This window comes from Pseudomonas sp. FEMGT703P (assembly GCF_002786345.1).
Taxonomy (GTDB): Bacteria; Pseudomonadota; Gammaproteobacteria; order Pseudomonadales; family Pseudomonadaceae; genus Aquipseudomonas; species Aquipseudomonas peli.
Genome location: NZ_PGCM01000004.1, coordinates 1 through 24,488, shown reverse-complemented (window position 1 = coordinate 24,488; position 24,488 = coordinate 1). Strand labels below are relative to the sequence as shown.

Genomic DNA, 24,488 nt, shown 5'->3' with positions numbered 1-24,488 from the left:
GCCTGACGCAGCCCCCTAGAATGCCGCGATGCAAAATGACCCCGAACTCCTGATTGCCTCTCTTAATGATGCCCAACGCCAGGCTGTTGCCGCGCGTGTGGGCCGCCAACTGGTACTGGCCGGCGCCGGCTCCGGTAAAACTCGCGTGCTGGTGCACCGCATTGCTTGGTTGATCCAGATCGAGAATGCTTCGCCGCACAGCATCCTGTCGGTGACGTTCACCAACAAGGCTGCCGCCGAAATGCGTCATCGCATTGAGCACATGCTCGGTGTCAGCCCGGCGGGCATGTGGGTCGGCACCTTCCACGGCCTGGCCCACCGCCTGCTGCGCGCGCACTGGCAGGAAGCCGGCCTGGCGGAAAACTTCCAGATTCTCGATTCCGACGACCAGCAGCGCATCGTTAAGCGGGTGATCCGCGACCTCGGCCTGGATGAACAGCGCTGGCCGCCTAAACAGGCGCAGTGGTTTATCAACGGGCAGAAGGACGAAGGCCTGCGGCCAAAGAACATCCAGCCCGGCGGCGACCTGTTCCTGGCCACCATGCTGAAGATCTACGAAGGCTACGAAGCGGCCTGCGCGCGCGCCGGGGTCATCGACTTCTCCGAGCTGCTGCTACGCGCCCTCGACTTGTGGCGGGATAAGCCGGGCTTGTTGGAGCATTACCAGCGGCGCTTCCGGCATATCCTGGTCGACGAATTCCAGGACACCAACGCCGTCCAGTACGCCTGGCTGCGCCTGCTCGCCAAGGGCGGCGACAGCATGATGGTGGTGGGCGACGATGACCAGTCGATCTATGGCTGGCGCGGCGCGAAGATCGAAAACATCCAGCAGTTCTCCGATGACTTCAGCGATGCCGAAGTGATCCGCCTGGAGCAGAACTACCGCTCCACCGCCGGCATCCTCAAGGCCGCCAACGCCCTGATCGCCAATAACCAGGGCCGCCTGGGCAAGGAACTGTGGACCGAAGACGGCGATGGCGAGCCGATCAACCTGTATTCCGCGTTCAACGAGCACGATGAAGCCCGCTATGTGGTGGAATCGATTGAGGATGCCCTGCGCAAGGACGGCCTCAAGCGCAGCGAAATCGCCATTCTCTACCGCTCCAACGCCCAGTCACGGGTGCTTGAAGAAGCCCTGCTGCGCGAGAAAATCCCCTACCGCATCTATGGTGGCCAGCGCTTCTTCGAACGCGCGGAAATCAAGAACGCCATGGCCTACCTGCGCCTGCTCGACGGCCGCGGCAACGATGCGGCGCTGGAGCGGGTGATCAACGTACCGGCCCGCGGTATCGGCGAGAAGAGCGTCGAAACCATACGCGAATATGCCCGCGCCCATGATGTATCGATGTGGGAAGCCATCCGCCTGATGGTCGCCGCCAAGGCCTTACCGGCCCGTGCGTCGGGTGCCCTGGCCGGGTTTATCGAACTGGTCGAAAACCTCGCCGCCAAAGTGTTGAGCATGCCGCTGCACCTGATGACCCAGACCGTCATTGAGCAGAGCGGACTGATTGCCTACCACAAGGCCGAAAAAGGCGAAAAAGCCCAGGCACGCATCGAGAACTTGGAAGAACTGGTGAGTGCCGCGCGCACTTTCGACAACACCGAGGATGACGAGCTGACGCCGCTGCAGGCCTTCCTCAGCCACGCCTCGCTGGAAGCCGGCGACACCCAGGCGGCAGAAAACGAAGACAGCGTGCAGCTGATGACCCTGCACAGCGCCAAGGGCCTGGAGTTCCCCCAGGTGTTTCTGGTGGGCATGGAAGAAGGCCTGTTCCCACACAAGATGAGCCTGGAAGAGCCCGGCCGCCTGGAAGAAGAGCGTCGCCTGGCCTACGTCGGCATCACCCGCGCCATGAGCAAGCTGGTGATTACCTACGCCGAAACGCGCCGTCTGTACGGCAGCGAGACCTACAACAAGGTGTCGCGCTTCGTCCGCGAGATTCCACCGCAGCTGATTCAGGAAGTGCGCCTGTCCAACAGCGTCAGCCGGCCGTTCGGCGCGGTCAGCCGCAATATGGGCGGAAACAGCATGAGCGGCGACAGCATGTTCGCCGGCAGCGCGGTGCCGGACACCGGTTTCAACCTCGGCCAGCGCGTGCAGCACTCACTGTTTGGTGAAGGCACCATTCTCAACTTCGAAGGCTCCGGCGCGCAGGCGCGGGTGCAGGTGAATTTCGAGAGCGAAGGCAGCAAGTGGCTGATGCTCAGCTACGCCAAGCTGCAGGCGCTGTAATCGACAATCTATTCAAACAACAAGGAGCCCCCATGATCCGCCGCCCTCTGCTGCTCGCCAGCGCCCTGCTCGCCGCTTTCGGGCTCGCCGGCTGCAAGGAAGAACCTGCCGCGCCAAAAGCTACCGCCGAGCCGGTACAGACTTTCCACTGGAAGATGGTCACCGCCTGGCCGAAGAACTACCCCGGCCTGGGCACCGCCGCTGAGCGTTTGGCCGAGCGGGTCAAGGCCATGAGCAACGGCCGCCTGACCATCAAGGTGTATGCCGGTGGCGAACTGGTGCCGCCGCTGGAAGTGTTCGACGCCGTGTCACGCGGCACCGCCGAGCTGGGTCACGGCGCGGCCTATTACTGGAAGGGCAAGGTGCCGGCGGCGCAGTTCTTCACCGCTGTGCCGTTTGGCCTGTCTACCAGCGAAATGAACGCCTGGCTGAGCAAGGGCGGCGGTCAGGCGCTATGGGATGAAGCTTATGCTCCCTATGGCGTAAAACCGATGGTCGTGGGCAACACCGGCATGCAGATGGGCGGCTGGTACAACAAGGAAATCAACTCGCTGGATGACCTCAAGGGCCTGAAGATCCGCATGCCAGGCCTGGGCGGCGAAGTGCTGAGCAAACTCGGCGCGACTACCGTGAACCTGCCAGGCGGCGAGGTATTCACCGCTCTGCAAACCAACGCCATCGATGCCACCGACTGGGTCAGTCCCTACAACGACCTAGCCTTTGGCCTGCACAAGGCAGCCAAGTTCTACTACTACCCAGGCTGGCAGGAACCCCAGGCGGTACTCGAGCTGCTGGTCAACCAGAAGGCCCTCGACAGTCTGCCGGCAGACTTGCAGGCAATCCTCACGGAAGCGGCCCGCGCCGCCAGCCAGGACATGCTCGACGATTACGTCTACCACAACGCCATGGCTCTGGATGAGCTGAAGCAACAAGGCACCCTGCTCAAGCGCTTTCCCGACGACGTGTTGGCCGCAATGCAGCGCGAGTCCGCCGTGGTGCTCGGCGAACTGGCCGCGCAGAGCGAGCTGAATGGGCGCATCTGGGCTTCGATGCAGGCCTTCCAGGCCCAAGTCAGCCAGATGCACCAGCTGTCGGAGAAAGAGTTGTACAACTGGCGCTAAGTACCCGCCACACGCACAAACAAACGGAACCTTCGGGTTCCGTTTGTCGTTTCAGATCAGCCCGACGGCGCTCGCCGCCCATACTGCATGGCGAGGTGAGCCGATGAAACGCGCAACTGTCTCCGCGTCACAGATACTCGATAGCGCCCTGCAACTGGCCGATGTTTGCGGCTGGGAACGCCTGCATCTGTTCGATGTGGCTGCCGACCTGGGTGTGGGCCTGGATGCCATCGCCGTGCATTACCGCGAGAAGGATCAGCTGGTGGAAGCCTGGTTCGACCGTGCCGACCAGGCCCTGCTGGCGCGCGGCAACGACGCAGACCTGCTGACGCTAGAGCCGGCCAAACGCCTGGAAGAATTGCTGATCGCCTGGCTCGACAGCCTGGCCGCGCACCGCGCAGTGAGCGGACAAATGCTGCTGTACAAGCTGGAACCGGGGCATATCCACCTGCAAATTGGCGGCCTGCTGCGCATCAGCCGCACCGTGCAGTGGTGGCGTGAAGCGGCGCGGCGGGAAACCCTGCACCTGTGCCGTATCGCCGAGGAAAGCCTGCTGACCGGCGTGTACCTGCGCTGCTTTATCCACTGGCTGCGCCACCCCGAGGAAAACCCCGCCGACTTCCGCGCCCTGCTGCGCCGGCAGTTACGCTGCGGGCCGCTACTGGTGCTGCTGCGCCGCTGACTCAGGCGCACGGGCAAAAGCTCGAAACATTCTAGGCCTAGCCAGCGCCGCTCACGCCGGGCAAGATGCCGCGCGTAGATCCAATCACCAAGAGACAGCTAACCATGCAGCGTTTCCTTAGCATCGCCCTGGCCATGTTCCTCAGCCTGGGACTGACCACCATGAGTTTCGACGCCGAAGCCAAACGTATGGGCAGCGGCAAATCCTTCGGTTCCGCGCCAAGCCACCAGGCTCGCCAAGCGCCAGCCCAGCAAAGTGCAGCACCTGCAGCGGCCGGCCGTCAGCCTGCAGCAGCCAGCGGTGCATCGAAGTGGTTGGGCCCATTGGCCGGTCTGGCCGCAGGTGGTCTGCTGGCCTCGATGTTTATGGGTGACGGCTTCGAAGGCCTGCAGATCATGGACATGCTGATCTTCGGCCTGATCGCCTTCCTGCTGTTCCGCTTCCTCGCCGCCCGTCGTCAGCAAGCCAGCCCGGCGACTGCCAACGGCGCACCGATGCAGCGTGAAATGCCAGCGGCTCCAGCCTCGATCTTCGGCGGCAGCAGTGCAGCGGCTGCGATCAAGCCGGTGATCAATGCCCCGGCCTGGTTCAACGAGCAGAGCTTTATCAGCGCCGGTCGTGAGCACTTCCTCAGTCTGCAACAGCACTGGGATGCCAACGAGATGGACAAGATCGCCGAGTTCGTCACCCCACAGCTGCTGGAATTCCTCAGCCGCGAGCGTGCCGACTTGGGCGATGGCTTCCAATCCACCTACGTCGATAACCTCGATGTGCAGCTGGATGGTGTCGATGATCTGAGCGACAAGACCGTTGCCACCCTGACCTTCACCGGCGTGGCCAAGACCTCGCGCTTTGACCAGGGCGAAGTGTTCAGCGAAAGCTGGCGCCTGGAGCGTGCTGTTGGTGACAACCAGCCGTGGCTGGTGGCCGGTATCCGCCAGAACGGCTGATCCCTCGCTATGCTGAGAAAACCCGGGCAAGTCCCGGGTTTTCTTTGTCTATCATTCAGCAACTGTATGGACTGGCGCGCGGCCTACTCAAAGTGCAATCTGATCCGCGCCAAGCACACCACCCTGAGGATTAAGCAATGATCGGATACACCACTGTGGGCACCACCGACATGGAAAAAGCCAAGTCGTTCTACACCCCTTTGCTGGCAGAGATGGGTGCCAAAATCGTCATGGATTTGGGCCGCATCGCGTTCTATGGCATCGCCAAGGGGCAGCCGATGTTTGCCATCTGTATTCCCCATGACAAGCAAGCACCGACGCCAGGTAATGGCCAGATGATCGCGCTGCCAGGCGGATCACGCGAGGGTGTGGACAAACTGTACGCCAAAGCCATCGCGTTAGGCGCAAGCGACGAAGGGGCGCCGGGCGAACGCATACCGGGCTTCTATGGCGGCTATTTCCGTGACCTGGACGGCAATAAACTGGCCTTCTTCCACATGGGCTAACCGCTAGCCCGGATCGACGCTGGTACCCGGCGGCTTGGCCGCCGGGGCTGGCTGCTGGGCCTTTTCACTCCATGCCTGGATTTCTTCACGGCGCTGACGGCTGTTCAGTTCAGCGCGGTCAATCATTTCGTTGTAATCAGCCAGCCAGCTGCGCGAACCCGGCAGCATATTGGCCAAATCACGCATACCGGCCTTCAGCCCCTGCATCACTTGCTGATAATCACGCTCCTGAGCCTGCAATACCTTGCTCACTTCAGCGATGGTGTCTGGGTTCTCCACGCGCTCGAACATTCCGGTCAGCTGCGATGCCTGCTGGCTGGCCAGCAGTTCTTCCTGATTGCTCAATGCGGTCTGCTGCACGGCCAGTTGCTGCTCAATCTGCAGGAGCTTTTTTTCCAGCACCTGAATACGCGGCCCATCACCGGCACTGAACACGCTGTGAATATTCAGTCCAACCGAAACCAGCATCAGACTACCCAGCACCCCGGCCAACGCCAGGATAAACAGCCGGTTGCGCTTGCCAGCGGTGGTCAGCAGTTGGAGCCGCTCCTCCTCGCTGAGCGCACCGCCTTCCGATTCTTGCGTTTCACTTTTCATGACTCGACCAATTAATGACGTTCAAAAATTGACGCACTGTCCACATGAACAATAGCACTGTGCCAGCTTTTTGCTTAGACCCGTCTAAGGTATAAGACGCTCCCGTATTACCTGCAAAAGAGGCTAACCCCTTGGAAGAAGTCATCGAACAGTTGCGCGAACTCAACGAGCCGGTGCCCGTCCCGCTGGAGTTGCCGGAAGAAGAAACCCTGGTGGAGATTCAGGAGCAGATCCTTATCCATCTGCCCTTCGCCCTGCGCGAATACCTGCTGCAGGTCAGCGATGTGGTCTACGGCCGCCTGGAACCGGTAACCGCCAGCGACCCGCAGTCGCATACCTACCTACCGGAAGTCGCCGCCACCGCCTGGTCGCTGGGCGTACCGCGCGAATTCGTGCCGCTGTGCGAAGACCACGGCAACTACTACGTGGTCGAAGAAGACGGCACCGTGCTGCTGTGGGAAGCGGAAACCGGCGAAATCAACGAAGACGAAACCTGGGAATCGGTCTGGCACTGGGTGCGTGACGTCTGGCTGGAAAGCTAAGCGTTTTTTACGGCCTTACGTGCGGCCCTGCGGCGTTATACACACCGCAGGGCCGCAGTCGTTTCAGGGCAAATAAATCCTGAACACCCCTCCACCCAGCGGTGCGCCGTTGGCCAGCTCTATATACCCGCGCACACCGTGGCGTTCGTGCAGCTCGGCAATGCGCCCGGCGAAGTAGAGGCCCAAGCCGGTGCTGCCGGTGCTGTGCTTGAGGCCGAGGACGTAGTTGGATTGCTGGCTGAGCATCTCCTGCGGGTAGCCCTGGCCGTCGTCACAGATCGCCAGCACCAGCTTGCCGCCTTCCTCCCAGGCCCGAATCAGCAAGGCGCTGTGGGCGTAGCGGATGGAGTTGGTGATGATATTGGCGACCACCGAGCCGAGTAGCTCTTCATCGAAGAAGCCCATCAGATCGAAGCTTTCCACCTCGCAGCGTGCGCTGATCTGCCGGCTTTGCAGCACCTCGAAGTGCCGCGCCAGCTGGGCCTGGAGAAAATCCTCAACCTCGTGATAACCGGGGCGCATAGGCAGCTGGTTAACGCCGAGCTTATACAGGCCGAGCAGTTGCACCAGCATGCCGTTGAGACGGGCAAACTCGTACTCGATCACGCCCTGCTCGCTGGCCTGCTGCTGCTCAGGCGGCAGCTGCGACTGCCACTGCGCATGGGCGCGGGTGAGCATAGCCAGGGAGTTTTTCATGTCGTGTACGGTGGAGGCGATCACCGTGGAGAAGTCCAGTCCTCCGGGGGAATCACTCATTGGCCGGACGCTCGCCGCTGCAGTTGCAGGTAACGCGCATGCCGGGCATCCGTCTCGGGCATCTGGCTGACCACGGCCAGGCAGCGCCGACACTCCTCGAGTAAAGCGGCAGACGCTTCGCCGCTGGCCGATTGCAACAGCGATTGTGCGGTATTGAGGGCGATGCTGATGTTCTTCGGTTGCAGGGCAAAGGCCTGACGGAACAACCGGAGCGCCTCGTCGAACTGCTTCTGCTGGTAGCAGCGCACACCTTGGCGATTGAGCTCCACGGCCTCTTTACCGCCAGAGAGAATCTCGGCGTTGTCAGTCTGCCGGGCCACGCCTTGCATCACCTGCGGGTCGTCGCCGTATACCTCGACACAACTTTTCAGCAACGCATCACTGGCTGCCGTCTGGCCCAGCGCGCGCAACTGACTGGCGACGCTGAGGGCAGTATCGGCGGCGAACAGCTGCGGCAGCTTTTCCATCGCCGCAGCGGCTTCGGCGGCCAGTTGCGCAGCACGCTTGGGCTCGCCGGATTTATTCAGGCTGCTGGCCAGGGCCAGGCGTGAGCGCACCTGCACATTGGGGTCATGGGCATAGATTTTATCCAGCTCACCGAGAGCCTGACTGACCTCGATCTGCAAGCGCTTATCGAGCGAGCCGTCACCGGCCTGGGCGGTGATCGCCTGGGCCAGACCAAGGTAGTTTTCCGGGCTCTTGAATTTGGAGGTGCGACCTTGCTCCATGGCTTGTCGATAGGCCTTCCCGGCGCTGTCGAAGTCCTGGTTATCCAGCGCCAGTTTGCCCAGCTGCATCTGCCGGCGAATCGCCAGCGGAGCCAATTTGACCGCATCTTCCAGGGCTTGCTGAGCGCGCTGGCTCTCGCCCTGCGCCAGCAGCACGGCGGCCAGGCCGTCGTACAGTGCCGGCATCATCGGGAATAGCTGCAAACCCTTCTCGTAGAGGCTCTGCGCACGACTCAACTCGCCGCGCTTGTGCATCAGGCCGGCCAGCGCCACCTGCGCCCAGGGCAACGGTCGCTCGGCCAATACGCCATTGAGCAGCTGCTCCAGCTCATCCAGACGCCCCAGCTCGCGCAGCGCCGTGGCTTGGTAGCGCTGGCACAAGGGCAGGTAGCGCTTGTCCTGCTGGCTGAGGGTTTTGCAGGCCTCCAGTACGGCGGCCGGGTCCTGTTTGTCGAGGCCTTGAAGAATGCCTTTGAGCGCAGTTTTGCGCTCCACCAGTTTGTCCAGGCGCTGATCGAGGCTGGCGCGGTTGAACGGCTTGGTCAGGTAGGCATCCGGCTCATGCTCAAGGGCGCTGAGGACCATGGCCTGGCTGCTTTCGGCGGTGACCATGACAAAGATGCACTGATGACTGATCAGCTTGCCGGCGATCAACTCTTCCAACACCTGCTGACCATTCTTGCCGCCGCCCAGGTTGTAGTCATGCAGGATGATGTCGTAGCGCTTGTTGCGGCACATGCTCAGGGCTTCTTCACCGCGATCGGCGGTGTCCACATCACGCGCACCCATGTCACGCAGCATGGACTTAAGCGAACTGCGAAAGTCGGTGAAATCATCGACGATCAGGATGCGTTTACTGCCGTATTCCAGCATTGAGGAGCCCTTGTGCTGTCGTCTCAGAGTCGAATCAGTGTAGTTGTCGGTGCACCCGCTGCCAGCAAGGCAGCGTCCACTCAACGCTGGCCGGATTCCAGATCAAGCAAATTGAGAAGAAAACGCGCGAAGTAACTCAAGTCCTGTTCCATGGCCTGGCGCGCAGCCTTGGCATCACCGGCTTCGATGGCGGTAAAGGCCTCTTCGTGAAAGTCGTTAAGGCGCAACGACAGGTCCGCACCCGTGAACAGCTGGTTGAAAAACGGCCCAACCTGCAGCCACAACGACTCAATGCTGCGCAACAGCACCGGGTTGCCACACGCGCTGTAGAGGTGCAGGTGAAACTGGCTGTTGGCATTCAGGTAAGCCTGCACCTGGCGCTGCTCGATGGCCTGATCCATGCGCGCCACACAGTCACGCAGCTCAGCCAGGTCGGCCGGCGTCAGGCGCGGGGTGGCCAGTTCTACAGCCAGACCTTCAAGCCCCAGACGCACCTGGAAAATGTTCTGATAACGCTCGCGGGTCATCGGTGGCACTCGCACCGAGCGCTGTGGCTCGCCTTCCAGCGCACCCTCAGCGACCAGGCGCTGCAAGGCGGCGCGTACCGGCATCGGGCTGGTGCCCCACTCGGCCGCCAGATCACGAATTTTCAAGCGTTCACCGGGCTGGAAGCGCCCAGCCAGCAGGCCTTCACGAATACGTTGGTAGAGTTGATCTTGCAGGTTATCGGCCATGGTTCAGCAGCATCCTTGTGCCGGCGGTGCAGGGAGTTGGGCAAGTGTCAGCGAGCAGTTACGCATGGGTATTCCTTCTAACGAAGAGCGCCGCAATTGAGCGGCGGCATGAATTCTACTGGTTCACGGCGCCTTGTTCTCGATCAGGCAGTTACCGCCATCCACCACCAGCACTTCACCGGTGATGTAGCTGGCCTCCGGCGAGGCAAGGAAGGCTACCGCCGCTGCCACTTCGTCAGGCCGACCGGCGCGACCCAGCGGGGTGTACTCGGCGGCATGGCGTTCTTCGTCGGTGCTGGAGCCGGTGGCAATCCAACCCGGCGCCACGCTGTTGACCGTAATGCCCTGTTTGGCCACTTCCAGCGCCAGCCCCATGGACAGGCCGAGCATGCCAGCCTTGGCCGCGCTGTAGGCCGCCTCACCAGGGTTGCTGCCACGGGTGCCGGTGGTCGAGCTGATATTGACGATGCGCCCGTAGCCGCGTGCACGCATGCCTGGCAGGACCGCGCGCGTGAGCAAGAATGCCGTGCCGAGGTTGCGCGCGATGGACAGGTTCCAGGTCGCCAGGTCCATGTCCGCCAACTCGGCAAACGGTTCGGGGCTGCCCTGCATGGCCATGCCGGCATTGTTCACCAGAATGTCGATCTGCCCCCACTGTGCGTGGGCCCAGTCGAGTAATTCAGCGACCTGCTGCTCATCAGTGAGGTCAGCGGCGCGACCCCGTGCTTGAATACCTTCTGCACATAGTTCAGCGACCCGTTGCTCGACCCGCGCACTGCTGGCGGTTAACAACACTCGCGCACCGGCACGGCCCAGCCGGCGCGCGATCGCCAGGCCGATACCGGATTCACTGCCCGCGCCGCTGATTAACGCAACGTGCTGTTGAAAGACCATTTCATAGAATCCTGTGATCACAAATATGGCGATAATCTAGCAATAAAGCCCAATCAAACCAATGCTTGAGTTTTCTGTGATCACAAAATAGCATGTGCAGATATTCGAACGAGGTGTTCAACATGACTGCCAGTGGTATCCACCCATCCGCCGTAGAAACCTTCGCCCAACGTGAGCGTGAGCGCTTTATCGCGCGCAATCCAAAATCCGTGGCCCTGGCCGAGCGTGCGCGCCACTCGCTGTACGGCGGCGTGCCGATGCACTGGATGGCCGACTGGTCGACACCGGTGCCGCTGTTTGTCGAGCGGGCCAAGGCCGCACGCTTCTATGACGTCGACGGCCACGAATACATCGACTTCTGCCTGGGCGACACCGGCACCATGTTCGGCCACTCCCCGGACCCGATCGCCAAGGCCATCGCCGAACAAGGCAACAACGGCCTGACCACTATGCTGCCCGGCGAGGATGCGGTGGTCTGCGGTGAGCTGCTGGCCGCGCGCTTCGGCCTGCCGTTCTGGCAGGTCACCGCCACCGCCACCGACTCTAACCGCTACGTGCTGCGCTGGGCCCGCGCGATCACCCAGCGCAAAACCCTGCTGGTGTTCGACGGCTGCTACCACGGCACCGTGGATGACGTGATGGTGCGCTGCATCGACGGCGAAACCGTGCCGCGCTCCGGCCTGGTTGGCCAGGCCTACGACCTGACCCAGTACAGCCGCTCCGTGCCGTTTAATGATGTGGCAGCGTTGGAAGCCGCACTGGCCCAGGGCGACGTCTGCGCCCTGATCTGCGAACCAGCGATGACCAACATCGGCATGGTCCTGCCCGAGCCGGGCTTTATGCAGACGTGCCGCGAGCTGACCCGCAAATACGGCACGCTGCTGATCATCGACGAAACCCACACCATCTCCACCGATATGGGTGGCTGCACGAAGCTGTGGAACCTCGACCCGGACTTCTTTGTGGTCGGCAAGCCGATTGCCGGCGGCGTGCCTTGCGGCATCTTCGGCTGCAGCGCAGCGATGGCCGAGGCCATGACCACAGCGCGCAAACGCGCCAGTGAAGGCAGCCATGGCCACGGCCACAGCGGCATGGGCACCACCCTGTCGGCCAACGCCCTGGCCATGCACTGCATGCGCGCCAACCTGGAACAGGTAATGACCGAGGCCGCTTACGCGCACATGTTGCCGCTGGCCAAGCGCCTGGCGGATGGCTTCCGCACGCTGATCGGCAAGCACGACCTCAGGTGGTCGGTGACCGAGCTGGGCGCGCGCAGCGAGTTCCAGTTCTGCCCGGTGTCGCCGAAAACTGGCGCCGAAGCCGAGGCAGCGTTCCACGACGAGCTGCAGATGGCCCTGCACCTGTACCTGATCAACCGCGGCATCCTGATCACCCCATTCCACAACATGACCCTGTGCTGCCCAAGCACCACTGCCGACGATGTGGACAAGCTGATCAGCATGCTCGACCAGGCCCTGACCGAACTGCTGGCCATCCCCGGCGCCCGCGAGTAACTCATCGATCAGCCTGTGGGAGGGGCTTCAGCCGCGACAATCGCCGCTAAAGCGCCTCCCACGAATTGACGACTCACTGTGAGAATCACCATGCAATTCGCCAATCCCCAGGAAGCCCGCGATTTCCTTACCGCCCACCCCGACGTGCGTCTGATCGAACTCATGTTGATCGATGCCAACGGCATCCCACGCGGCAAGCTGCTGCACCGCGACGAGCTGCTGGCCATTTATGAGAGCGGCCGGCCGCTGCCCAGCTCGATCCTGGCGCTGACCATTCAGGGCGAGGACGTTGAAGAAAGCGGCCTGGTCTGGGAAGTCGCCGACGCCGACTGCTGGACCTACCCGCTGCCCGGCAGCCTGACCCTGCAACCCTGGCGCACCACGCCCACCGGTCAGTTGCAGGTGAGCATGCATCCGACCCAGGGCCTGCCGGCAGCGCCGGCCGACCCACGGCATGTGCTGGTGCGCGCCATCGACCGGCTCAAGGCCGACGGCTACCACCCGGTAATGGCGGTCGAGCTGGAGTTCTATCTGCTGGACAAGACCCGCGACGCCAATGGCCGTCCGCAGCCGGCGCTGCAAGCCAACGGCGTGCGCCCGCAGGCACCACAGGTGTATGGCGTGCTGGAGCTGGAGCAGCAGCAAGCCTTCCTCGACGACCTCTACGCCGCCTGCGAAGTGCAGGGCCTGCCAGTGCGCACGGCGATATCTGAATACGCGCCCGGCCAGCTGGAGCTGACCCTGGAGCACCGCTTCGACGCGTTGCAAGCGGTGGATGAAGGCGTGCGCTACAAGCGCCTGGTCAAGGGCGTGGCCAACAAACACGGGCTGCAGGCCTGCTTTATGGCCAAGCCGTTCGGCGACCAGGCTGGCAGTGGGATGCACATGCATGTCAGTCTGGCGGATGCCGACGGCAACAACCTGATGGCATCCGAAAACCCACACGGCACGCCACTGCTCAAGCACGCCATCGGCGGCATGATGGCCACGCTCAACGATGCCCTGGCCATCTTCTGCCCCAACGCCAACTCCTTCCGCCGCTTCCAGGCCAATAGTTACGCGCCGCTGGCCAAGAGCTGGGGCGTGAACAACCGCACCGTGTCGTTCCGCGTGCCCGGCGGCCCGGCCAAGAGCCGCCACGTCGAGCACCGCATCTGCGGCGCCGATGCCAACCCTTATCTCGCGGCAGCGGCGATCCTTGCCGGCATCCATCACGGCATCCGCAACCAGATCGATCCGGGCGAGGAAATCATCGGCAACGGCTACGAGCAGGCCCGTGAAACCCTGCCCACCGACTGGTTGACCGCCCTGCGCGCGCTGGAGAACTCGGCCTGGGCCAAGGACGCACTCGGCGAGGACTTCCTCAAGGTGTTCCTGGCGATCAAATGGAACGAGTTCCGTCAGTTTATGGGCGAAGTCGGCGAGCAGGATTGGCGCTGGTACCTGACCCACGCCTGACGACAACGGCGGCGCAGGCTACGCTGTATTGGATCGGAGCACCCTGGAGTGGCCCATGCGCCTCTGCATTATCCTGGTCTGCTGGCTGTACAGCGTAGTTGCCCTGGCCCAGCCGTTGCGTGTTGGCCTGGAAAACCACGACTACTATCCCTACTACAAGGCTCTAGAGGGGCAGGCCTACGACGGTTACTGCATCGCCCTGCTGCAGGCCTTCGCCAAGCACGAAGGCCTTGAACTGGAACTGCGCCCGCAACCGGTCAACCGCCTGTACCGCAATATGCTGGGTGAACATAGCCTCGACCTGCTGTTCCCCGATAATCCGGCCTGGCCCCGTAAAGCCCGTGACGGCCAGCCGCTGTATTACAGCCAAGCCGTGGTGGAGATCGTCGACGCCACCTTGGTACGCCGCGAGCAGCTCGCTCAGGGCCTGAATGCGATCAAACGGGTGGGTATCGTGCGCGGCTTTACCGCCGAGGCCTGGCAACCACTGCTGGATCAACACAGCATCGAACTGGTGGAAGTGCAGGACATCCAGAGCCTGATCCGCATGCTCGAACGGGGCCGCCTGGATGCCATCTACGCCAACCCGCAGGTGGTGGAACACCATATGCAACTGCTCGGCATCGCACCGCAGCAACTGCAGCGTGACCCGCAATTACCGCAGATCACCACCAGCTTTCACTTGAGCAGTTACCGGTATGACCAGCTGATCAAACGCTTCGATCACTTCCTGAGCGAGCAGGCCCCCATGCTCAACCAGCTGCGCCAGCAGTTCGGATTGCCCTGATCAACCGCGCGGGCCTGCCCCTGCACCTGCTATGGTTGCCACAAACCCAGCACAGAGCCCGCTATGGAACCCGGAAACGCCCAGCTGTCGATGACCGTACTGATGACCCCGGACATGGCCAACTTCTCCGGCAATGTGCACGGCGGCACCCTACTCAAATACCTCGATGAAGTCGCCTACGCCTGTGCCAGCCGTTTTGCCGGGCGCTATGTGGTCACCTTGTCGGTGGATCAGGTGATCTTTCGCGAGCCCATTCATGTTGGCGAACTGGTGACCTTCCTCGCCTCGGTCAATTACGCCGGGCGTACGTCGATGGAAGTCGGCATCAAGGTGATCACCGAAAACATCCGCGAACGCTCGGTGCGTCACACCAACAGCTGCTTCTTCACCATGGTGGCGGTGGATGAACAGGGCAAGCCGGTGCCCATTCCCGCCCTGGAGCCGACCACTGCGGACGCCTTGCGGCGACAGCGCCAGGCCCTGCAACGCCGGCAGATCCGCCACGAACTGCAACAGCGCTACCAGGCACTGAACGAAGAAAAAAGCTGAACGAGCAGACAACACCACACGCCAGCGGCACAATTACGCCCCGTGCATAACACCGAGTAAGGCCATGGAAAGCCTGTATTTCTCCCCCATGCTGCTGGGCCTGAACCTGATGCTGGCGAGCGCCATTGCCTGCAGCGGGCTCTGGTATTTCTCCCGCCCCTACCGGGGCCCCGGTTTGTGGATGCTGGGCAGCTGGACCCTGATCATCGGCATCCTGCTGTTCATGGGTTTTATGGCCAGTGGCAGCAAACTGCTGAATATTCTTGGCAATGCCCTGCAACTGGCCGGCGAGGCGATCATCCTGCTCGGCGTGTTTCGCTTTCTCGGCCTGCCGCTGCCCTGGTGGACCGTACCCGCCAGCGCCGGATTGATGAGCCTGGCACTGAGCTGGCACTGGTGGCTCAGCCCCATCAACTCGGAATACCTCGTCGCGCTGTACGCCGCCATTGGCGGCCTGCTGCCCCTGCAAGCCTGCTGGGCGCTATGGCGTGCGCCCAGCGAGGTGGAACTGCGCGGCGTCTGCCAGTTTGTCGCCATCGCCTTGCTGGGTTATGCCCTGGTCACCTTGCTGCGCGGCTTGATTGGCCTGCACGATGGCCTGCAAGGCATCGTCCATGACGACGTCACGCGCTCGGTAAGCTACCTGCTGCCCTACAACTTCGGCATTCCCCTGTGGCTTGTGGCCTTGGTCGGCCTGGTACTGCTGACCATGCGCCGCATCCTCGCCGACAGCCAGCGTAACGCCCTGCAGGCCGCTGCCAACGCCGAACGTTTCGAACGCCTGATGAGCGTGAGCAACGCCGGGGTGATGGTGCTCGACGGCGAACGCATCATCGACAGCAACCCCAAGCTGGAACAGCTGTTTGCGCAAACCCGTGAGCAACTGCTCGGCCAACCGCTATCGCGGCTTTTCGACAGCAGCAGCCAACAGCCGCTCAGCGAACTGCTGCAACAGGCTGATGGTCGTCCCCACGACCTGCTTGCTCAACGTGCGGACGGCCAGCCATTCGCCGCCGAGCTGAGCATCGCGCGCCTGGCCGAAGCGCAGCAGCAGGTCGCCGAGATCCGCGATGTCAGCCAGCGCAAGGCCCTGGAAGAACAGCTGCGCCAACTCGCCACCACCGACCCGCTAACCAGCGCCCTGAACCGCCGCGCCTTCCAGCAACGTGCCGAACACGAGCTGAGCCGTAATCAACGCCAAGGCACCCCGCTGTGCTTGGCGATGCTCGACCTCGATCACTTCAAACGGGTCAACGACCAATACGGCCATACCGTCGGCGATCAGGTGCTGGTGGCGTTCAGTGAACTGTGCCGGCAGCAGGCGCGCAGCACCGACTTGTTCGCCCGCTTCGGCGGTGAAGAATTCGTCATCCTCCTGCCCGACAGCGACCTCAACGCTGCGCAGCAGCGCCTGGAACGGCTACGCAACGCCCTGCACGCGCAGCCCCTCGCCACCGTTCAGGGCCCGTTGCACGCCACCGTCAGCATCGGCCTGACCTGCGCCCGTCCCGGTGACAGCCTGCAACAGCTGCTGCAACGCGCAGACACCCAGCTGTACAACGCCAAAGCGCAGGGGCGAAACCGTGTCTGCGTGGATGCGTAAGCGAACGACAGGCTCTGTTAAGCTCAGCCTCCTGCCGCCGGAGCCGCCATGATCGACCTCTTCGATGTATTTCTGCTGATGCTGTTCGCCACCGCGTGCGCCTGGTTGTGGCATGCCCATGGTCTGCGTGAACACGCACTGGGGTTGGTGAAACAACATTGCGCCAAATCCGACATCGAGTTGCTGGATGAGAATGTCGCCCTGCGGCGGCTCGCCCTGTTACCCGATGCACGCGGGCGCAAGCGCTTGGCGCGGGTGTATGGCTTCGAATTCACCGTCACCGGCGAGCAGCGGCATGTCGGCAGCATCACCCTGTTTGGCAAACAGCTGGGGCGTATCGAGCTGGCGCCGCACCCTTTCCGTGAGCCGCCGGCACCCAGCGCTCAGGTGATTGAGATGCAGCAGTGGCGCAGTCAGCGTCAGGATTCGGACAACAACACGCCGCATTAAGGCCGACTAGTTAAAATCCCGATCAGCCAGAAAGACCAAGATCTGCTGCCATTCGGCGCGACAGCCGTAGGTCATCGACCGGCGTAGCACGCGGCATTTCAACCGATGCCAACGCCCGCCCAACTGATTGCGTCGGCAACCCGCAAACAGCCATTGCGCCTCGAACCCCTCCCACACCCCGGCGACGGCCCAGTGGTTAAGCCAGACCTGCGGTGCCACCTCATACGCGTAGATCTGCTGCAATTCATCCAGGCTCAAACCACTGGCGCGCAACCGCGTGGCGATAGATCGGAGCGCCGTCTCATCCAGCTCAGTGTCCAGCCACAGCTCGGAGAGCGCCAGCCAGGCATCCTCACGGCAGCTCATCGGGCTTAATCGCGCTGCAACAAAAAATGCGTAACCCGCGCGGCGCTGTCGATCGGGTGCTCCTGCATAAAGCAGTGTCCGCCGGGTACCACATGGGCGCTGACCTGGGCGTTACTGGCGCACCAACGTGCCACCGATTTAGCGACAAAGGGGTAGCTGCGCTCGCCATAAAGAACCTGCGTCGGCGTCGTCACCTTGGCCAGTGACGGCCACAGGCGCTTGGGAAAGGAACTGAAAATATCGGCTTCGCGACTTGGCCGGCAACGCAGCTCGGCGCCCTTGTCGCTGTCTTTCAAGGCATGCTGGATATACGCGGCAAACGCTTCTTCGGTCCAGCCACGGAACATCCCACGGCCATGCAACGCGTCATACGCAGCGGCGCGATCTGGCCAGCTGCTGCGGCGCTTGAGCGCCTTGCTGGCCAACGTGGTGCGCCGGCTCAGGCCCACAACATCGGACAGCGCCATAACGCCGATCATCGCTGGGCTGAACAGCACCGGATCAAGCAACACCGCACGCTGAAACAGTTGCGGTTGCTGGGCCAGGATCAGGCTGGTCAACACCCCGCCAAAGCTGTGGCCCAAGGCATAAGCCGGCGCACCGCCAAACCGCTCACGCCCGGCGTTAAAAGCTTCTACCGCCAGTTCGGCGCTGCGGTTCCAACCGTGGAAGCGGCCACCGTGATCACTCTCACCATGCCCCTGTACATCGCATAACCACAGGTCGAAATCCTCGGCCAACAGCGCCAGCAGTGGTGTGTAGACCCGACCGCAGTAGCCGTTGCCATGCAGAAAATGCAGCACGGGCTTGCCCGAAGGCGGTGAATGCCAACCGCGCAAGGTAAAGCCGGCGCTGCTGTCGTGTGACCAGGGGTGGAGATGCATGAGCGTGCCTTGCGTGATCGTATTCAGGTGGGGATTATCCGCATCGCCAGAGGACTCGTCAGTTCTATCTGACTCCGGCATCCTGGCCGCAGACCTATCAAGGAGGACGTCAGGGTGTTTGTTTTAATGGAATCCAGCCATGCAGGCTTTATCGAGCACCTGCAAGAACAACTCAGCAGCGCCGGCATCGACTGCCATGTACTGGACATGGGACGCGCCGCAGACGGCGAACTGCACTTTGCTATTCGCCTACCGCTTTACAGTCAGATGAGCCACGCTCGGCACCTGCTGTACCGCGACAGGCTATTTGCCCTGCGCATCGACCCTGCGTTCCGCCAAGAGTGGCATGCACTGCGTGAAGTACCCAAACAGCAGGCGTTGCAGTGGATCACCTCACCCCTGGCTTTGCGTATCAGCGCCCTGGCTGTGCTGATTCTGCTGTTCGGCAGCCTGGCCGAAATGCTCTGGCGCTAATGCACAAGCCGCGAACCCGGCCTGCAACGCCGACACCTCCTGCGCTTCGCTGAAGATCAGCTCCAGCCGCGAGTCCTTGCGCCATTCGCTGTTTTGCCAATGCAGGGCAACAGCGTTAAGGGCGTTGGCGGACAGCCAGCCGGCATTGGTGTGCAGCACCAGCTTGGCGCGGCGCCAGGGCAAGCTGCTCAGCCACTCTTGTACACGCATCAGCTCGAACTGCTGGCTGGGGTGCCAGCGCCAACCGATGCTCCAGCCTTCGGCCTGCTGTTGCACCTGGCAGATCGGCTCGCTTGAGCTGCGCCACAGTTGTGGCAATGGCGCCGCGGCCGTGGGCAGGTTATCCGGCATAGCGTCGCCATCGGCCTGGACGCTAAAGCCGGGCAGCGCTGCGAGCGGCAAGGCACCCTGACTGGTCCAATAAATCGGGCGCGCGGGCAGTTGCGCCTGGATGCGCGCCTTGGTTGCTTCATCTAGATCTTCGGCCTTGTTCAACAGCAGCAGCCCGGCACGGCTAAGCGTCGCCTGCTGGCTATCGGGCAGCGCTTCACCCGCAGCAAGGGCCTGAGCGTCCAGCACCAGCAGCGGTGCCTGCACCGCCAAAACCTCAGCCCAGGGCATTTCACGCAGTTGCTCAAGCAGTACCAGAGGATGGCCGAGGCCGGACGGTTCGATCAGTAGGCGATGCGGTTTGGCTTTGCGCAACAGCCGGCCAAGGCCAACCTGAAACGGCACGCCGTTGACACAACACAGGCAACCGCCCGCCACTTCGCCCAGGGCCACGCCATCGTCATCGGTGGTCAGCAGCGCGGCATCCAAACCAACCAGGCCGAATTCATTGATCAGCACCGCCCAACGTTCGTGCGCCGGACGCTGCGCCAGCAGATTACGGATCAGGCTGGTCTTGCCAGCACCCAGGGGGCCGGCAATTAGGTGGGTAGGGATATTTTTCAGCATGGTCGGCGCTTGCCACTGTCTATCGAGAAGAAGAGTCCTGCTGCGGCCATTCTAGCGGTGTAGAGCATCGTTAGAGCGGGCCTACGCAGACTGATTAAAAACAGCATGCTAGAGTCGCCGGCATATTTTCAGAGGGTCAATGGATGCGCGTTTTTCTGCTGCTGAGCCTGTTCACACTGTCCGGCCTGGCCTGGGGTGAAGCCTGTGTGGTGCATAGCCAGGCCGAGCGCCTGGATGTGAAGGTCTGCCAGCAGAACCGTAGCATCCCGCCCAACCTGTTCCGCACCGGTTTCTGCCAGCCGCAGCTGCAGGGGCAGAAGGTCGAGGTGGAGTTTGTCGAGCAGTGCCCGATGGGCTCCTTCGGCGTATGCCGCAATTCAACGGTGGGCGGCACGCCCTATAAGCAGGATGTGCATTATTACGGCGTGGCCAGCGACGCCACCTACCTCAAGCCCTTCTGCGAGCAGCAGAGCAAGGGTGTATGGATGGCGCGCTAACCGTCATCAAAGCGTAATCCTGTCTATGTTTTAGTGGCCTTGGGTACCTCACCCCTGCATGCCGGGTCACGCGCCGGTGTGCCTTTCTGGTGCTTAAGGCTGCTTTCTCGCAGCCTATTTTTTTGCCTGAAATTTAAGCCAGCCAGTCCAGGGTCAAGAGCAATCGCCGCTCACCGGCCGGCGGTTGCGGCGAGCGGTGGATCAAGCCGCCGCCCTCGTTGCCAATCCACTTCTCGCCCTTGGCCAGCAGCACATGGCCCGCCTCGGCGTGCTCGATCAACGCGGCATCGCTGGGTTCGGCGGCCGGGTCGCCGAGGCGACGACGCGCCATTACGCCCTCCTGCAGCCACTCACTGCCAACCCCGGCGTAGCTGGTAATCAGCCGCACCGGCACGTGGTCAACGTGAAAGCGCGGGCACATGGCCTTGTCGAGAATACGCAGGCGCAGGCCGATGCGTTTGGCATCGAACAGGCAGGCAAAAGCACTGATCAGCCAACTAACGTCCTGCAAAAAGGCCGCCTGCCCCGGCAGATCGCTGTAGCCATCGACCAGACCGCTCAGGTTCGGCTCACTCTCCGGGCTGGCCAACTCCAGCACCATGGAGTGGCCCAGCGGTTCGCCCTGAGCCAGCAAAGCGCTGGCGAAATCACTGATCTGTGCCGGCAACTGGCGTTGCCAGACGGCCAAGTTGACCTCGTCACGCAGTACCTCGCCAAGCACATCAATCTGTTCGCTGCTGACCTGCTGCAGCGGATGGCGCAGCACAGGCGCGAGCATCAGGCAGCTTCCTCATGCCAGGGGCCAAACGGGTCGGGCAGCGCCTGCCAGGCATCTACGCCCAGGGCCATTTCCGCATCGGTCAGCAGGCAGGCATCCAGTTCGGCGGTCAGCAGAGCGAAGTCGATGTTTTGGCCGATAAACACCAGCTCCTGACGGCAGTCGCCGGTTTGCGCCTGCCAGTTTTTCATAATTGCCTGTAGCCCTTCTTCGTCGGTCGGCCATTGCGCCTTGGGTACGAAGCGCCACCAGCGCCCGGCAAAGCCGTGACGCATCAAACCGCCCGCCTGGGACCAGCTGCCGGCCTCCTGGTATTTGCTGGCCAGCCAGAAAAAGCCCTTGCTGCGCAGCAAGCGGCCATTGGTCCATTCACGATTAATAAAGTTGAAGAAGCGCTCGGGATGCAGCGGCTTGCGCGCCCGGTAAGCCGTGGAAGCAATACCGTATTCCTCGGTTTCCGGAATGTGTTCACCGCGCAACTCTTTAAGCCAGCCCGGTGCCTGGGCGGCGCGCTCGAAGTCGAAACGACCGGTGTTGAGGATTTTCTCCAGCGGCACCGCGCCCATGGCCATCGGCACAATTTCGGCGTGAGTGTTGAGGCCCTTGAGGATGGCCATTAGCTCTTCGCGCTCGTGGCTGCTGATCAGGTCGATCTTGCTGATCAGTAGCACATCGGCGAATTCCACCTGCTCGATCAGCAGGTCGGTGATCGAGCGCTCGTCCTCCTCACCGAGGGTTTCGCCACGGCTGGCCAGGCTTTCGGCCTCATGGAAATCGCGCAGAAAGTTCACCCCGTCGACCACCGTTACCATGCAGTCCAGGCGCGCCACATCGGCCAGGCTCTGGCCGTCCTCACCACGGAAGGTAAAGGTTTCCGCCACCGGCAGCGGTTCGCTGATCCCAGTGGATTCGATGAGTAAGTAATCGAAACGCCCATCGCGGGCCAGGCGGCCGACTTCTTCCAGCAGGTCTTCGCGCAGGGTGCAGCAGATACAGCCGTTGCTCATTTCCACGAGCTTTTCTTCGGCGCGGTTCAGGCTGACATCGCGCTGAACTTCGCTGCCATCGATATTGATCTCGCTCATATCGTTGACGATTACCGCCACCTTTAAACCCTGGCGGTTTTTCAGAATGGCGTTAAGCAGGGTGCTTTTACCGGCGCCGAGAAAGCCGGACAACACGGTTACGGGAAGACGATTGGTCATGGTTTCAGGCTCCATCAGAATTCTGCGTGGCGCAGGTGTTTTTCGCGTTGTTCCTGACGCTCTTTGGCTTCGATGCACAGGCTGGCGGTAGGCCGTAGCAAAAGGCGCTTGAGGCCAATCGGCTCGCCGGTCTCCACGCACCAGCCGTATTCACCACGGGCCAGCCGCTCAAGGGCTTCGTCGATTTTGTCGAGCAGCTTTTTTTCCCGCTCCAGCAAGCGCAGTTGCCACTGGCGTTGCTCTTCGGCGCTGCCAATGTCAGCGGGATCGCTGCTGGTTTCGCGCTCGCGCAGGCCTTCGAACTCTTCGGCAATGCGGGTTTGCAGCTCGCCGCGCTGGGTGAGCAGCAGCGCGCGGAAGAACTGCTGCTGCGCGGCATTCATGTAGTCATCTGCCGGCTGGGCGAGCAGTTCGGCGTGGGTAAGCGGCGTTTCGGTCATCGTCAGGATTCGCTGGCTTTGTAATTTACTTGTTATAACATAACATTTAAACCCACAGCCGAGGGCTGATTTCTGATGAACGCACTGACCTTGCCGGACATAGCCACGCAAGCGCCTGCCCACGTCCTGGCCCTAGACTGGGTCGGCATGCAGGGCATCGCGCTGCCGATCAAACTGGCTGAGCAACACATCCATGCCCGCGCCGATATCGGGGTTAGCCTGGACTATGGCAATGCGCGCGGCATCCATATGTCGCGCCTCTACCTGGCGCTGCATGCGCTGGAACAGCGCGAACTGAACCCGACGACGCTGCGAGAGTTACTGGGCGAGTTTCTCGACAGTCATCAGGGTTTGTCGCAGCAGGCATCGATTACCTTGCGCGGCGAGGCCTTGCTCAACCGCCCAGCACTGGTCAGCCCCCTCTCAGGTTGGAAGGCCTACCCCTTCGAAGTGCGTGCACGCCAGGATTCATGGGGGTTTCACGTGGAACTACAGGTAGAAGTGACCTATTCCTCGACCTGCCCTTGCTCCGCCGCCCTGGCGCGCCAGCTGATTCAGCAGCGCTTTGTCGAGGACTTCGCCAACCAGCCGCTGGACCACGCACAATTGCTGGCCTGGCTCGGCTCAACCCAGGGCATCGTTGCTACACCACATAGCCAACGCAGTACCGCCACTTTGCAAGTGCGCCTGCACGGCGACAGCGCGAAGTTGCCGCTGGTTGCGCTGATCGACGCCGCCGAACAAGCCCTCGGCACCGCCGTGCAGACGGCGGTAAAGCGCGCCGATGAGCAGGCCTTTGCCCTGGCCAACGGGCAAAACCTGATGTTCTGCGAAGACGCCGCCCGTCGCCTGCACAGCGCCCTGCGCGAACAACCGGCCTTCAGCGCCTTTCACCTACGCGTGGTGCACGCGGAAAGCCTGCACGCCCACGATGCCGTTGCCGCCAGCACGTGGAACTGGCGCTGAGGCGATTTACCTGGCCCATACGCGGCGCTAACCTGCCGGGCAAACCCTTGCAGCCACTCCGATGACAACCCAGCCGTCCGCCGCATTCAACTTACGGGCCTACCAACCTCAGGATCTACCCGCCCTGGTCGCACTGTTTCAGGCATCGGTCAGCCAGTTGACCACCCAGCATTACGACGCAGCGCAGCGACAGGCCTGGTCTCCCGAGGTTGCAGACCTATCGGTCTGGCAAACACGTTTGATGTCACTTAATTTACTTATCGCCGAAGATGGCAGCTCAATGGCCGGATTTATCGGCTTTCGCCTGGATGGCTATATCGACCTGCTGTACTGCGCGCCCGCTTATGCCCGCCAGGGTGTGGCCAGCGCCTTGTATGCCGCTGCCGAGCAACGCTTGCGCGCGGCGGAGGTGCGCGAGCTGTTTACCGAAGCCAGCCTAGTGGCCCAGGCGTTTTTTGCCGGTCAGGGATTTTCTGTGCAGCAGGCACAGACGGTGACGCGCGGCACTGTTAACTTGCCGCGCATGCTGATGCGCAAAACTCTGGAGCTGCGATGAACACCCTGACGATTATCGTGCTAACCGCCGTGGTGCTGGCCGCCTGCGCCCTGGCACTGTGGAGCTGGTACAACCAGCGCAAACTGGAAAAACTCGATGAGCGGATCAACCGGCAGAGCGAGCTGATCGCACAACTCGACAGCGTGTTGGAAAACCCGCAGCTCAGTGAAGCCGAGCAGTTGGCGAAGAGCGAAGCCTTGCTGGCCAAGCTGCAGGAAACTCGAAAGCCTTAGCGTTGCTGAGGTCATGATGTGTGGGAGGGGCTTTCGGCTTGGGCATCCTGCTCCGCTCTACCTCCTGCATCCATGCAGTCGTAGCCGCGATCAACGTTAGTCGCGGCTCAAGCCCCTCCCACAGAAGCTTCCTACCAACCGCCGCCTCCCCCGCC

Annotated in this window: 28 protein-coding genes; 17 read left to right on the top strand and 11 right to left on the bottom strand. The window is 62.1% G+C overall.

Going from position 1 to position 24,488, the window contains the following annotated elements:
* Window positions 1-28: 28 nt before the first annotated feature.
* The 5 genes from uvrD (at window position 29) to CUR33_RS02860 (ending at window position 5,492) form a co-directional block, all read left to right on the top strand.
* Window positions 29-2,233, top strand: coding sequence for a DNA helicase II (gene uvrD, locus CUR33_RS02880; RefSeq protein ID WP_289238651.1), 2,205 nt, complete (start codon window positions 29-31; stop codon window positions 2,231-2,233).
* 32 nt (window positions 2,234-2,265) lie between these two features.
* Window positions 2,266-3,354 (top strand): TRAP transporter substrate-binding protein, encoded by a 1,089-nt coding sequence (locus CUR33_RS02875; RefSeq protein ID WP_289238650.1) that lies wholly within the window; start codon window positions 2,266-2,268, stop codon window positions 3,352-3,354.
* A 103-nt stretch (window positions 3,355-3,457) separates the two neighbouring features.
* Window positions 3,458-4,036, top strand: coding sequence for a TetR/AcrR family transcriptional regulator (locus tag CUR33_RS02870; RefSeq protein WP_289238649.1), 579 nt, complete (start codon window positions 3,458-3,460; stop codon window positions 4,034-4,036).
* A gap of 104 nt (window positions 4,037-4,140) precedes the next feature.
* Window positions 4,141-4,986 (top strand): Tim44 domain-containing protein, encoded by an 846-nt coding sequence (locus CUR33_RS02865; RefSeq protein ID WP_090250906.1) that lies wholly within the window; start codon window positions 4,141-4,143, stop codon window positions 4,984-4,986.
* Window positions 4,987-5,123: 137 nt separating this feature from the next.
* Window positions 5,124-5,492, top strand: coding sequence for a VOC family protein (locus CUR33_RS02860; protein ID WP_090250911.1), 369 nt, complete (start codon window positions 5,124-5,126; stop codon window positions 5,490-5,492).
* Window positions 5,493-5,495: 3 nt separating this feature from the next.
* On the opposite strand, the gene CUR33_RS02855 is transcribed toward CUR33_RS02860, so the two are convergent.
* Window positions 5,496-6,089, bottom strand: a complete 594-nt coding sequence (locus CUR33_RS02855; protein WP_289238648.1) for a hypothetical protein — start codon at window positions 6,087-6,089, stop codon at window positions 5,496-5,498.
* A gap of 131 nt (window positions 6,090-6,220) precedes the next feature.
* Here CUR33_RS02855 and CUR33_RS02850 point away from each other — a divergent pair, with 131 nt between their 5' ends.
* Complete coding sequence (locus CUR33_RS02850) at window positions 6,221-6,631, top strand: SMI1/KNR4 family protein (RefSeq protein ID WP_090250916.1); 411 nt, start codon at window positions 6,221-6,223, stop codon at window positions 6,629-6,631.
* Between the two features lie 63 nt (window positions 6,632-6,694).
* On the opposite strand, the gene CUR33_RS02845 is transcribed toward CUR33_RS02850, so the two are convergent.
* From CUR33_RS02845 to CUR33_RS02830, 4 genes are all read right to left on the bottom strand, one after another.
* On the bottom strand, window positions 6,695-7,387 hold the full coding sequence (locus tag CUR33_RS02845; RefSeq protein ID WP_289238647.1) for a sensor histidine kinase: 693 nt from the start codon (window positions 7,385-7,387) through the stop codon (window positions 6,695-6,697).
* Window positions 7,384-8,988, bottom strand: a complete 1,605-nt coding sequence (locus tag CUR33_RS02840) for a tetratricopeptide repeat-containing response regulator (protein ID WP_282874568.1) — start codon at window positions 8,986-8,988, stop codon at window positions 7,384-7,386. Before CUR33_RS02840 ends, CUR33_RS02845 begins: the two co-directional genes overlap by 4 nt.
* Window positions 8,989-9,068: 80 nt before the next feature.
* Window positions 9,069-9,722 carry a GntR family transcriptional regulator gene (locus CUR33_RS02835; RefSeq protein WP_090250924.1) on the bottom strand — a complete coding sequence of 218 codons (654 nt, stop codon included), beginning with the start codon at window positions 9,720-9,722 and terminating at the stop codon, window positions 9,069-9,071.
* Between the two features lie 123 nt (window positions 9,723-9,845).
* Window positions 9,846-10,616 (bottom strand): SDR family NAD(P)-dependent oxidoreductase, encoded by a 771-nt coding sequence (locus CUR33_RS02830; protein WP_289238646.1) that lies wholly within the window; start codon window positions 10,614-10,616, stop codon window positions 9,846-9,848.
* 122 nt (window positions 10,617-10,738) lie between these two features.
* Between CUR33_RS02830 and CUR33_RS02825 the strand changes: the two genes are divergently transcribed.
* The 6 genes from CUR33_RS02825 to CUR33_RS02800 all read left to right on the top strand — a co-directional run bounded on the left by CUR33_RS02825 (window position 10,739) and on the right by CUR33_RS02800 (window position 16,977).
* The gene (locus tag CUR33_RS02825) at window positions 10,739-12,130 is read left to right on the top strand and encodes an aspartate aminotransferase family protein (RefSeq protein WP_289238645.1); all 1,392 of its coding nucleotides are present in this window, start codon (window positions 10,739-10,741) and stop codon (window positions 12,128-12,130) included.
* Between the two features lie 90 nt (window positions 12,131-12,220).
* Entirely contained in the window at window positions 12,221-13,588 is a 1,368-nt protein-coding gene (locus CUR33_RS02820) for a glutamine synthetase family protein (protein ID WP_289238644.1), read from the top strand.
* A 55-nt stretch (window positions 13,589-13,643) separates the two neighbouring features.
* Window positions 13,644-14,375 (top strand): substrate-binding periplasmic protein, encoded by a 732-nt coding sequence (locus tag CUR33_RS02815; RefSeq protein ID WP_289238643.1) that lies wholly within the window; start codon window positions 13,644-13,646, stop codon window positions 14,373-14,375.
* Window positions 14,376-14,438: 63 nt separating this feature from the next.
* Window positions 14,439-14,924 carry an acyl-CoA thioesterase gene (locus CUR33_RS02810; RefSeq protein WP_090250937.1) on the top strand — a complete coding sequence of 162 codons (486 nt, stop codon included), beginning with the start codon at window positions 14,439-14,441 and terminating at the stop codon, window positions 14,922-14,924.
* A gap of 64 nt (window positions 14,925-14,988) precedes the next feature.
* Window positions 14,989-16,527, top strand: a complete 1,539-nt coding sequence (locus CUR33_RS02805; protein ID WP_289238642.1) for a sensor domain-containing diguanylate cyclase — start codon at window positions 14,989-14,991, stop codon at window positions 16,525-16,527.
* Window positions 16,528-16,575: 48 nt separating this feature from the next.
* Window positions 16,576-16,977, top strand: coding sequence for a DUF3301 domain-containing protein (locus tag CUR33_RS02800; RefSeq protein ID WP_282874558.1), 402 nt, complete (start codon window positions 16,576-16,578; stop codon window positions 16,975-16,977).
* Between the two features lie 6 nt (window positions 16,978-16,983).
* Here CUR33_RS02800 and CUR33_RS02795 read toward each other — a convergent pair whose 3' ends face one another.
* Window positions 16,984-17,343, bottom strand: a complete 360-nt coding sequence (locus CUR33_RS02795; protein WP_289238641.1) for a DUF7079 family protein — start codon at window positions 17,341-17,343, stop codon at window positions 16,984-16,986.
* 5 nt (window positions 17,344-17,348) lie between these two features.
* Window positions 17,349-18,227, bottom strand: coding sequence for an alpha/beta fold hydrolase (locus CUR33_RS02790; protein WP_289238640.1), 879 nt, complete (start codon window positions 18,225-18,227; stop codon window positions 17,349-17,351).
* Between the two features lie 114 nt (window positions 18,228-18,341).
* On the opposite strand from CUR33_RS02790, the gene CUR33_RS02785 reads away from it, so the two are divergent.
* On the top strand, window positions 18,342-18,701 hold the full coding sequence (locus tag CUR33_RS02785) for a hypothetical protein (RefSeq protein WP_289238639.1): 360 nt from the start codon (window positions 18,342-18,344) through the stop codon (window positions 18,699-18,701).
* Here the strand turns inward: CUR33_RS02785 and CUR33_RS02780 are convergent.
* A complete protein-coding gene (locus CUR33_RS02780; RefSeq protein WP_289238638.1) occupies window positions 18,621-19,658 on the bottom strand; it encodes a CobW family GTP-binding protein in 1,038 nt (345 codons plus the stop codon). The genes CUR33_RS02785 and CUR33_RS02780 overlap by 81 nt on opposite strands.
* Window positions 19,659-19,801: 143 nt before the next feature.
* Between CUR33_RS02780 and CUR33_RS02775 the strand changes: the two genes are divergently transcribed.
* The gene (locus tag CUR33_RS02775) at window positions 19,802-20,155 is read left to right on the top strand and encodes an NADH:ubiquinone oxidoreductase (RefSeq protein ID WP_090250956.1); all 354 of its coding nucleotides are present in this window, start codon (window positions 19,802-19,804) and stop codon (window positions 20,153-20,155) included.
* Between the two features lie 133 nt (window positions 20,156-20,288).
* On the opposite strand, the gene CUR33_RS02770 is transcribed toward CUR33_RS02775, so the two are convergent.
* The 3 genes from CUR33_RS02770 to dksA are packed head-to-tail and all read right to left on the bottom strand — an operon-like array spanning window position 20,289 to window position 22,578.
* Window positions 20,289-20,933 (bottom strand): DUF1826 domain-containing protein, encoded by a 645-nt coding sequence (locus CUR33_RS02770; protein ID WP_289238637.1) that lies wholly within the window; start codon window positions 20,931-20,933, stop codon window positions 20,289-20,291.
* A complete protein-coding gene (gene zigA / locus CUR33_RS02765) occupies window positions 20,933-22,138 on the bottom strand; it encodes a zinc metallochaperone GTPase ZigA (protein WP_289238636.1) in 1,206 nt (401 codons plus the stop codon). The genes CUR33_RS02770 and zigA overlap by 1 nt, the downstream gene beginning before the upstream one ends.
* Window positions 22,139-22,152: 14 nt before the next feature.
* Window positions 22,153-22,578, bottom strand: a complete 426-nt coding sequence (dksA, locus tag CUR33_RS02760) for an RNA polymerase-binding protein DksA (RefSeq protein WP_167144160.1) — start codon at window positions 22,576-22,578, stop codon at window positions 22,153-22,155.
* A gap of 75 nt (window positions 22,579-22,653) precedes the next feature.
* Here dksA and folE2 point away from each other — a divergent pair, with 75 nt between their 5' ends.
* From folE2 to CUR33_RS02745, 3 genes are all read left to right on the top strand, one after another.
* Window positions 22,654-23,544: a GTP cyclohydrolase FolE2 gene (gene folE2 / locus CUR33_RS02755; protein WP_289238635.1), complete on the top strand. Its 891-nt coding sequence runs from the start codon at window positions 22,654-22,656 to the stop codon at window positions 23,542-23,544.
* A 61-nt stretch (window positions 23,545-23,605) separates the two neighbouring features.
* On the top strand, window positions 23,606-24,100 hold the full coding sequence (locus CUR33_RS02750; RefSeq protein WP_289238634.1) for a GNAT family N-acetyltransferase: 495 nt from the start codon (window positions 23,606-23,608) through the stop codon (window positions 24,098-24,100).
* Entirely contained in the window at window positions 24,097-24,333 is a 237-nt protein-coding gene (locus tag CUR33_RS02745; RefSeq protein WP_160086246.1) for a hypothetical protein, read from the top strand. Before CUR33_RS02750 ends, CUR33_RS02745 begins: the two co-directional genes overlap by 4 nt.
* Window positions 24,334-24,488 lie beyond the last annotated feature (155 nt).